Genomic DNA, 10,477 nt, shown 5'->3' with positions numbered 1-10,477 from the left:
TGACCTTCGTCATCATTACCGCGGGGATCGATCTGTCGGTCGGCGCGTTGCTCAGCCTGTCGAGTGTGCTCACCGCCACGATCATGACGACCTGGGGCTGGGGCCTCGTGCCGACGCTGATGTTCGTGATGATCTGCGGTGCACTGTTCGGCTGCGCGCAAGGCGTGATCTCGACCCGCTTCCGCCTCGAGCCGTTCATCGTGACGCTCGCGGGGCTGCAGGTCGCGCGCGGCCTGGCGCTAGTGATCTCCAACAACCAGTACATCAACATCTCCTACGGCGACGGCCCAGGTCTGGCGCCGCCGAGCTTCTCGGTGCTGGGCGACCGGCTGTTCGACAACACTGTCCCGGTCGCGACATTGGTGTTTCTCGTCGTCGCGATCGTCGCCATCTTCGTGCTGAACTTCACGCGTTTCGGTCGCTATGCCTTCGCGGTTGGCGGCAACGAGCGGGCGGCACGGCTCTCCGGCGTGCCGGTGACGCTGGTCAAGATTTCCGTCTACGCAATCACGGGTCTCGTGTCCGGCATCGCCGGCATCGTACACGCGGGTCAGTTCAATTTCGGCAGTGCCAATGACGGCACCGGTTATGAATTGACCGCGATCGCGGCGGTGGTGATCGGCGGCACCAGCCTGTTCGGCGGATCCGGCTCGATGATCGGCACGATCGCGGGCGCCGTCATGCTCGGCGCATTGGCCAACGTCCTTCAGCTCAACAACATCAACGCGGCCCTGCAACTGCTCGCGACCGGCGCGATCATCGTTGTGGCCGCGGTGCTTCAGTCTCTCGTGCGTCGCCGCGAGGGATTGGGTCGTTGATTTTCAGGCGACGCAGCCCGGCGGCACACCAAGCGCCGACGGGACGAAGACCGCCCAGAACCTAGTGGGTGGATTGTTCAAAACAAGACATGGGAGTGAAGTCATGAGGCGTCTATCCAAGAGGGCAAGGTCCAGGCTCTGGTCCGACCTGGTGCTGAGCGCCAGCACAGCGACGCTTGTCGCCGGTGCGGCGCAGGCTGCGCCGCTGGTCAAGGAGTGCGGCAAGAACGGGCAGTTCGTGATCGGCTTCTCGCAGGCCAACAACGCCGAGCCTTACCGCCAGCACGTCAACGACGACTTAACGGCTGCTGCGAAGAAGGTGCCGCAGTTCACGTTGCAGATCGCCGACGGGGCCGGCAACGTCAACACGCAGACCTCACAGATGGACAACTTCATCACCCAGAAGGTCGATCTGATCCTGATCTCGCCGTTCGAGGCCTCGCCTCTGACGCCGGTCGTCGCGCGGGCCATGAAGGCCGGGATTCCCGTCATCGAGCTTGATCGCAAGACGGTCGGTGATGCCGGCAAGGATTATACGGCCTTCATCGGCGGCGATAATTTCAAGATCGCCGAGGAAGCGGGCAAATACGTTGCCGACAAGCTGCTGCCGCAAGGCGGCGAAGTGGCGGTCCTCGAAGGCCTGCCAAGCTCGACCCCGGCTGTCGAACGGCTCAACGGCTTCAAGGCCGGCGTGAAGGAGAATGCGAAGATCAACGTCGTCGCCGAGCAGGCGGCCGACTGGCTTCCGGACAAGGCGCAGACCGCGTTCGCCGCGATGCTGCAGGCCCATCCGAACATCAAGGCCGTCTACGCCAGTAACGATATGATGGCTGCAGGCGCCCGGCTCGCCGCCAAGGGCGCCGGCAAACTCGATCAGGTGAAGATCCTCGGCACCGATGGCTTGCCGGGTCCGGCTGGCGGCATCCGCGCGGTGGCGGAAGGCGAGTGGGCGGCCACCTTCACCTATCCGACCGGCGGGCCGGAGGCGATCGAAATGGCCAAGTCGATCCTGCTCGATTGCGCCGAGAAAGTGCCCGCCGTCGTGACCGTGCCGACCACCGCGATCACGCCCGAAAACGCGAAGCAGTTGATGCGCAACTAGCCAGAGTGCGACTAGCGAATTGTTGCCACTTCGCTCGACGCCGCGGACGGGGCTCGAAATCGGCCTCGCCCGCTGCACGTCGATTTGGCTTGGGATTGCCCAGGGGCCCCTACTCACTCCACCGGGTGCTGCGACCGCGGTAGCGCGATAGGCATCACATTTCACATCGGAGCGAAATGATGCCATGGGCCGATACCGGGCCGATAGCAGGCATCGCCAGACTGTGTCGTGTATGGCAGACTTCTCCTAAGCTCGGTCTGGCTGGGTGGAGTGCCGCTTGTCAGCCTGACTGGCCTTCCCTTGTTGATGGCGGGGGCCTGCGTTGAGCCAAACTTCTGGGTTTCAGAGTGCGGAGCACGACGGCCTCCAAATCTCTTGGGAGGACGGAGATCGAGTGTTCTGCCGAATACGGCGTTCGGGAACCGATGGGAATTGCCGGTCGGTACTGGCGGTTCGGCCCTTCGCGGAGCGTCCGCATCCCACCCTTATCGGTCGTCTCGCACATGAGTATGGATTAAGGGACGAACTCGACAGTGCGTGGGCGCTGCGGCCACTCGAGCTTCTCAGTGAGGGCGGCCGGCCCCTGCTGGTGCTTGAGGATCCCGGCGGTGAGCCGCTGGAGCGCCAGCTCCAAGCGCCGATCCAAGTGGGGACATTCTTGCGTCTCGCCGTCCACATCACGACGGCTCTCAGCAAGGTCCATCAGCGTGGACTTGTGCACAAAGACATCAAGCCGCACAACATCATTGTGAATCGCGCGACCGGCGAAGTCAAATTCACGGGTTTCGGCATTGCCTCGCGACTCCCGCGCGAGCGCCAATCGGCCGAACCGCCTGAAACCATCGCCGGCACCCTCGCCTATATGGCACCCGAGCAGACCGGACGAATGAACCGGTCTGTCGACTCCCGAAGCGATCTTTATGCACTGGGAGTCACGTTTTACCAGATGCTCACAGGCTCGCTGCCGTTCAGCGCATCCGATCCGATGGAGTGGGTGCACTGCCACATTGCAAGGCGACCGATGCCGGCCGCCGAGCGGCTTGGCACCATCCCTAGCGCGGTCTCGAACATCGTCATGAAGCTGCTCGCCAAGACGCCTGAGGAACGCTACCAAACCGCGGTTGGCGTCGAACGCGATCTCCGCCGCTGTCTGGCAGAATGGGATCTTGAGGCTCAGGTCAAAGACTTCCCGCTCGGCGAGTTCGATACCCCGGACCGGCTGTTGATTCCCGAAAAATTGTACGGACGCGAGCGTGAAATCGCAACCCTGCGCGCCGCCTTCGATCGCATCGTCGAGAGCGGGACACCGGAGCTGGTGCTCGTCTCCGGTTATTCCGGTATCGGCAAGTCCTGCGTGGTCAATGAACTACACACGGCACTTGTGCCGCCGCGCGGGCTCTTCGCCTCCGGCAAGTTCGATCAGTACAAGCGCGACATCCCGTACGCAACGCTGGCGCAGGCCTTTCAGGATCTCATCCGGCCGCTTCTCGGCAAGAGCGAAGCCGATCTGGCGCCTTGGCGCGACGCGCTCTGCGAGGCGCTACGCCCGAACGCGCAGCTCATGGTCGATGTCGTCCCGGAGCTGAAGCTCATTATCGGCGACCAGCCTCCTGTCCACGAGCTTCCGCCCCTGGATGCGCAAAGGCGTTTCCAACTGCTGCTTCGACGCTTTATCGGCGTCTTCGTCCGACCGGAGCATCCGCTGGCGCTTTTCCTCGACGACTTGCAATGGCTCGACGCGGCGACTCTCGATCTGCTGGAGGATCTATTGACGCGCTCGGACCTGGCGCACCTGTTGCTGATCGGCGCTTATCGTGACAACGAAGTCGATGCGAACCATCCTCTGATGCGCAAGCTCGATGCCATCAGAACCGCAGGTGGAAAGATAGCGGAGATCACGCTCCTGCCCCTCGCCCGAGAGCATCTGCAGCAGCTGATCGCAGATGCGCTTCGCTGTGGACCGGAGCAGGCCGCGCCGCTCGCATGCCTGGTGCACGGCAAGACCGGCGGCAATCCGTTCTTTGCAATTCAATTCATCTCAGCGCTCGCCGAAGAGAGGATGCTCTCCTTCGATTACGACACCGGGCGCTGGTCCTGGGATATCAAGCGCATTGATGCACAAGCCTATACCGACAACGTGGTGGATCTCGTGGTCGGGAAGCTCGCCCGCCTGCCGGCCGAAACGCAGGCCGCATTGCAGCAGCTTGCCTGCCTCGGAAACGGCGCCGAGATCCCCACCATTTCGATCGTCCTCGGAACTTCGGAGGACCGGGTTCACGCGGCTCTGTGGCCCGCAGTCCGCCAGGAGTTGGTCGAGCACGTATCGGGCGCTTACCGGTTCGTCCACGATCGCGTTCAGGAAGCGGCCTATTCGTTGATTCCGGAGCAACAAAGCCTCGAGGCGCACCTGCGCATAGGAAGACTGCTTCTGGTCCACACACCTCCCGAGAAGCAGCATGAGGCAATCTTCGACATCGTCAACCACTTCAACCGCAGCGCGGCCCTGATCACCGCGCGGGCTGAGCGCGAGCGGCTCGCCGAGCTCAACCTGATTGCCGGCCGGCGTGCAAGGGCGTCGACAGCCTACACATCGGCGCTCAACTATCTCGCCGCGGGCTCGGCGTTGCTACCGGCCGACTCCTGGGAGCGCCAGCATCCGCTGGTCTTTTCTCTGCAGTTGCATTGGGCAGAATGCGAATTCGTGACCGGCGCCGTGGCGCAAGCGGAGCAGCGCCTATCTGCCTTGGCAGAACACTCCGCGAATGCCATTGAGCAGGGCCGCGTCGCGCGCCTGCAGGTGGACGTGTATATGGTGCTCAGTCAACGCGACCGCGCGGTCAGTGTCGGTCTCGACTACCTGCGACGGCTCGGCATTCATTGGTCAGTCCATCCAGGCGATCACGACGTGCGACGCCAATATGAGAAGATCTGGTCTCGAATCGGCAGTCGGGCGATCGAGGATCTGTTCGATCTGCCGCTGATGACCGATCCAGTTGCGCTGGCGACCTTGGATCTTCTTACCGCGCTCGTTGCGCCGGCGTACTGGACTGATGCAAACCTTAGCACGCTGGTGGTCCTCAAAGCCGTGGAGCTCAGTCTCGAGTGGGGCCACGGCGAAGCTTCGTGCGTGCATTACGTCATGTTCGGTGGCATTGCCGGCGCGCTTTTCGGCGACTATCAAACGGGGCTTCGATTCAGCAATATCGGAATCGAGCTGGCAGAACGGCGCGGACTTTCCCGCTTCCAAGCGCGGACCTATCTGAACTATGGCAACTTCGTCCTGCCATGGACCAAGCATCATCGGCACGCCCGCGATGCGTTTCGTCGCGCATTCGACACCGCGAACGCCAGTGGCGAGATCACGTTCGCGGCTTTCAGTTGTTCCAGTCTGAATGCGAATTTCCTTGCCGCGGGCGATCCGCTTGCAGAAACGCAGCGTGAGGCGGGGCACGGCTTACGATTTGTCGAGAAGGCGAATTTTGCGTTGCTGGTCGACATAATCAGGCCGCAGATCGGCCTGATCCGGATGTTGCAGGGCTTGACGCAACGATTCGGCGCATTCGACGACGGACAATTCGACGAGCTTGCGTTCGAGCGGCACCTCGCTGCCGATCCGGCATTCGCGTTGCCCGAGAGCTGGTATTGGATTCGCAAGCTGCAAGCATGGTTCTTTTCCGGCGAGTATGCGTCGGCGGTCGAGGCGGCAGCGAAGGCTCGACGGCTGCGGTGGGCACCGCCGCCGCTGTTCGAGATAGCAGAATACGAGTTCTACGCTGCGCTGTCCCACGCCGCATGCTGGGATTCGGCACCGACCGACCAGCGCCAGCAACACTTCGAGGCATTGTTGGCCCACCATGGCCAGCTCGAGGCATGGGCGCAGAATTGCCCCGAGAATTTCGCGGACCGCTCCGCCCTCGTCGGCGCCGAAATCGCTCGCCTTCAAGGCCGGGAACTCGACGCCGAGCGTCTTTATGAAAGCGCGATCCGATCGGCCCGAGAAAGCGGTTTCATTCACAACGAGGCCATCGCCTACGAACGGGCCTCTCATTTCTATGCGGCGCGTGGCTTCGAAGACTTTGCCCGCCTCTATCTGCGGCATGCGCGTGACCGCTATGCGCGCTGGGGAGCCGACGGCAAGGTACGCCAACTCGAGAACACGTTCCCGCACCTCAGGCAGGAGAGGTCAGAGCCCGGCCCGTTGAGCACGATCGGGACGGCGGTCGAGCAGCTCGACCTCGCGACCGTCATCAAGGTGTCGGAAGCGGTGTCAGGCGAGATGGTGCTGGAGAAGCTCATCGAAACGCTCATGCGCACTGCGATTGAGCAGGCAGGGGCAGAACGCGGTCTGCTGGTTCTGTTGCATGGCACCGAGCCGCGCATCGAGGCGGAATCCACGACCCGCGGCGACACCATTGTCGTGCAGTTGCGCGACGTACTCGTGACTGCAGCGGTTCTTCCGGAATCGATTCTCCACTACGTGCTGCGAACCGGGGAGTGCACCATCCTCGACGATGCAGTGGTCCAGCCTCCGTTTGCCACGGACCCTTACGTCAAGCAGCGCCAGGCTCGCTCCATTCTCTGCTTGCCCTTGATCAATCACGCCAAGCTGATTGGCGTGCTCTACCTCGAGAACACATTGACACCCCACGCTTTCGCGCCGGCGCGAATCGCGGTGCTGAAGCTGCTCGCCTCGCAGGCGGCGATCGCGCTGGAAAATGCGCGTCTGTACCGGGATGTCAGCGAGCGTGAAGCGAAGATCCGACGCCTCGTCGATGCCAACATCATCGGCATCACGATCTGGGAGCTTGGAGGTCAGATTCTGGAGGCCAATGATGCGTTTCTCCGCATCGTGGGATACAGCCGTGAGGATCTCATCTCGGGCCGCCTGCGCTGGACCGACCTTACGCCCCCGGAATGGCTCGACCGACAACAGCGATTGTGGATTCCAGAGCTAAACATGATGGGAAGCGTGCAGCCGTTCGAGCAGGAGTATTTCGGCAAGAGTGGCAGCCGCGTGCCCGTACTGATCGGCATGGCTGCCTTCGACGAGCACCGAGAGCAGGGCGTCTCCTTTGTCGTCGACCTAACGGAGCGCAAGCGATCGGAGGAAGCACTAGGTGAGAGCGAAGAGCGCTTTCGCACCCTCGTCCAGTTCTCCTTCGACGTGTACTGGGAATCCGATGCGCAGCATCGCTTCACCCGCCAGCAGTTCGGTGAAGGTTTTCCCGACGCCCCCGAGCCGGGCTCTGAAATTGGCAAGACGCGGTGGGACGTGCCCTATTTGGAGCCTGACGCGGAGGCTTGGCGCAAGCACCGGGAGACGCTCGATGCCCACCGGCCGTTCCGTGATTTCGAGCTCGCGCGACCTACGCGGGACGGCGGCAAGCGCTACGCGTCCATCTCAGGGATGCCGGTCTTCGACAAAGCAGGGCACTTCATTGGTTACCGCGGCGTCGCGCGGGACATCACCGAACGCAAGCGGGCCGCAGAGGCTTTGCGGGAGGTGCAAAGGGAGTTGGCGCATGCGAGCCGCCTCGCCACCATGGGTGAGCTCACGGCCTCGATTGCCCATGAAGTGAGCCAGCCGATCGCCGGGGCTTCGATGAATGCCGACGCCGCCCTGCATTTCCTGAACAGAAACCCGGCGGATGTTGGGAGAGCCAGGGACGCGCTCGGCTATATTGTGAACGACACTGATCGGGCCCGCGACATCATCGAGCGGATTCGGGATCTCATCAAAAAAGCACCGCCACAGAAGGATCGCCTGGATATCAACAAGGCGATCCAGGACGTGATTGAGCTCGCCCGTAGCGAAGCGGTGAAGAACGACGTCTCGATGCTGACGGAACTCGGAGACGGTTTGCCACTCGTCGAAGGTGATCGCGTCCAATTGCAGCAAGTGATCCTCAACCTGATCGTCAATGCCATCCAGGCCATGGGCACGGTCACGAAGGGATCGCGAAACGTGCTTATTACGACCGCTCCGGCCGAACCTGACGGCATTATCGTCGCGGTGAAGGATTCGGGACCGGGATTGGCCCCGGACGTTCTTGAGCGCATATTCGACCCCTTCTACACGACGAAGCCTGGCGGTCTGGGAATGGGACTGTCGATCTGCCGCTCGATCATTGAAGCGCATGCCGGCCGCTTGTGGGTGACCGCCAGCCCGTCCGGTGGCGCGACTTTCCACTTCACGGTGCCTGCCCACCCGAAGAACGCCTCCTGAGGCGATCTCAAATCTCCTCGCACTCGATAATTAGCATCACACGGGGAAAATCGCAGCTTGCGCAGAAATCGTGGCTTATTCCCGCGACCCACTACAGCGCGAACCCAAGAGCAGAATGCGATGGTCCAGCCGTCTGTCCACTCAGCGGTAGCGGATCTGATTCCAGCGATGGCCGAGCAGCGACAGAATGATGATCAGGCCGTTGAAGAACTGGATATAAAAGCCGCTCAGGCCGGCGCCGACGATGCCGGTCTGGATGAAGGATACCGTGAGTGCCCCGATGGCGCCGCCCACCACCGTGCCGACGCCGCCCCAGGTCGGCGTGCCGCCGACGAATACGGACGCCAGCACGGGCAGCAGGTAGCCGTCGCCTGCGGTCGGCCACCAGGTGAAATTGATCATGGTGGAAAAAACGCCGGCAATTCCCGCCGCGACGCCGACGAAGACGAAGCTCATCACCCGCACCTGCTTGACGTCGATGCCCATCTGGGCGGCGCTGTCGGGATTGTCGCCGACGATATGGACGTGCACGCCGAAGCGATGCCGGTTGAAGAGATAGGCGGCAAAGACCGTGAACAAGATGGCCCAGACGATCTGGACCGGAATGCCCCAGAGCTCCGAGGAAAACAGCTTGAAGAGGAAGGTGTCGCCGAGCGACACCAGCGCGATCGATTTGCCCTCGGTGAAGATCTGGATCAGCCCGCGCAGCACGAAATTCATACCGAGCGTCGCGATCAGCGACGACAGGTTGGCATAGACTACGAGCGAGCCGACGAAGGCGCCGAGCAGGGCGCCGGAGATCAGCGCGGCAGCGAAGCCGAGGCCGGGATCGTAGCCCGCCTTCACGATCAGGGCGAACATCCAGGCCGCAAATCCCATCGTCGCCGGAAACGAGAGGTCGATCTCGCCGACGGTGACGATGAAGACCAGGGCGACGGTGAGAAAGATCGCCACCGGCAGGGTCGTGAACACCGAGCTGTAGAGCGCCCAGGTCGTGAACACCTTGGGATTGGCCACCGTGAAGATCAGCAGCATGGCCACGAACACGGTCAGCGAACCCAGCGCAGCGCGATTGTCTGAGATAAGCCGCCTTAGAGGTTGCTCCTGCGGGTGACGCCAATTGGTCTCGGATCCCTGGACGGTCAAGGCGCCCTCGCGTATCCGGATCATCGCGCAACTCCCTTCGCCAAGCTGCCGTCGGCGGCCAGGCGTCCCTGATGGGCAACGTGCTCCATGTAGCCGATCAGGTCCTCCGCCGTCTTGATCTGGTCACGGCCGGCCTGCAGCGCGACACGGCCTCTATCGAGCACCACGAAGCGATCGGCGATGTCGAAGACATGGTGGATATTGTGGCCGATGAAAACGATCGAGCGGCCGTTCGCCTTCACCTGCCGAACGAAATGGAACACCTTGCTGGTCTCGGCCAGCGACAGCGCGGTCGTGGGTTCGTCGAGCACGATCAGATCGGCGGCGCGGTAGATAGCGCGCGCGATCGCGACGCCTTGGCGTTCGCCACCCGACAACTGGCCGACGATCGAATGCGGCGTAAAGACCTTCGACGTGAAGCCGATCTCCCGCATCAGCCGATCGGCCTCGCGCACCTCCTCGGCGACCTTCAAAAACCCGAACCGGTTTGTGCGCTCGTTGCCCATGAAGATGTTCCGGACGATCGACTGCTGCATGGCGAGCGCGCGGTCCTGGAACACGGTCTCGATCCCGGCCTCGCGCGAGCGCGCCGCACTCCAGCCAAAAACCTTCTTCCCACGCACTAGGATCTCGCCGCCCGACGGTCGAACAGCTCCCGCCAGGATCTTGATCAACGTCGATTTGCCGGCGCCGTTGTCACCGATCAGGCCGACGACCTCGCCTTTATCGACCCACAGGTCCACGCCACCGAGCGCATAGACGTTGCCGTAGGACTTTTTGATGTCTTTCAGCTCGATCAAACGTTCGGTCATCAAGAGCCTCCGTCCGGATACTTCGATGATGGCCCCGGCCGCTCGACTCGCGGCCACGACTTCACAGGTCAGCGCAGGCCCTCGATCGCAAGCGCGCCGACCTTCTTGTAGTTGGCCGTCGTGACAAAGCCGGCACCGGTATCGGCGTTGAGCGGCGCAAGGCCGTAGACGACCTGTTCGCAGAGATTGAGGATCGGCAGATAGCCCTGCTGGAAGGGCTGCTGGTCGGCCGTGAGCTGCACCCATCCGGCATTGAAGGCTTCGACAACCTGCGGGCTGGTATCGAATCCGAAATTGAAGAGCTCGCCGGGCTTCTTCTTCGCGGCCTGCATGTAGGTCGGCACGTTGCCTAGGATCTGTCCGCCCGGATAGC

At 62.4% G+C, this 10,477-nt stretch carries 5 protein-coding genes and 1 pseudogene; 3 read left to right on the top strand and 3 right to left on the bottom strand.

The window, feature by feature from the left end; all coding sequences use genetic code 11:
- The 3 genes from JOZ76_RS30415 to JOZ76_RS30405 all read left to right on the top strand — a co-directional run.
- The coding region (locus JOZ76_RS30415; protein ID WP_291705044.1) for an ABC transporter permease at positions 1–818 on the top strand (818 nt) is incomplete at its 5' end.
- A 103-nt stretch (positions 819–921) separates the two neighbouring features.
- On the top strand, positions 922–1,920 hold the full coding sequence (locus JOZ76_RS30410) for a substrate-binding domain-containing protein (protein WP_291705042.1): 999 nt from the start codon (positions 922–924) through the stop codon (positions 1,918–1,920).
- Positions 1,921–2,242: 322 nt separating this feature from the next.
- Positions 2,243–8,146, top strand: a complete 5,904-nt coding sequence (locus tag JOZ76_RS30405) for an AAA family ATPase (RefSeq protein ID WP_291705040.1) — start codon at positions 2,243–2,245, stop codon at positions 8,144–8,146.
- A 141-nt stretch (positions 8,147–8,287) separates the two neighbouring features.
- Here JOZ76_RS30405 and JOZ76_RS30400 read toward each other — a convergent pair whose 3' ends face one another.
- The 3 genes and pseudogenes from JOZ76_RS30400 to JOZ76_RS30390 form a co-directional block, all read right to left on the bottom strand.
- Positions 8,288–9,316 carry an ABC transporter permease gene (locus tag JOZ76_RS30400; RefSeq protein WP_291705038.1) on the bottom strand — a complete coding sequence of 343 codons (1,029 nt, stop codon included), beginning with the start codon at positions 9,314–9,316 and terminating at the stop codon, positions 8,288–8,290.
- Positions 9,313–10,104, bottom strand: a complete 792-nt coding sequence (locus JOZ76_RS30395) for an ATP-binding cassette domain-containing protein (RefSeq protein WP_291705035.1) — start codon at positions 10,102–10,104, stop codon at positions 9,313–9,315. Before JOZ76_RS30395 ends, JOZ76_RS30400 begins: the two co-directional genes overlap by 4 nt.
- Positions 10,105–10,172: 68 nt before the next feature.
- Positions 10,173–10,477 (bottom strand): annotated as a pseudogene (locus JOZ76_RS30390) (substrate-binding domain-containing protein); the annotation flags it as partial.

The organism is Bradyrhizobium sp. (genome assembly GCF_019244115.1).
Lineage (GTDB): Bacteria > Pseudomonadota > Alphaproteobacteria > Rhizobiales > Xanthobacteraceae > Bradyrhizobium.
This window is presented reverse-complemented; position numbering and strand designations above follow the sequence as displayed.

Coding starts and splice junctions, on each gene's coding strand:
- JOZ76_RS30410 (WP_291705042.1), top strand. CDS start 922: ATGAGGCGTCTATCCAAGAGGGCAAGGTCCAGGCTCTGGTCCGACCTG.
- JOZ76_RS30400 (WP_291705038.1), bottom strand. CDS start 9,316: ATGATCCGGATACGCGAGGGCGCCTTGACCGTCCAGGGATCCGAGACC.
- JOZ76_RS30395 (WP_291705035.1), bottom strand. CDS start 10,104: ATGACCGAACGTTTGATCGAGCTGAAAGACATCAAAAAGTCCTACGGC.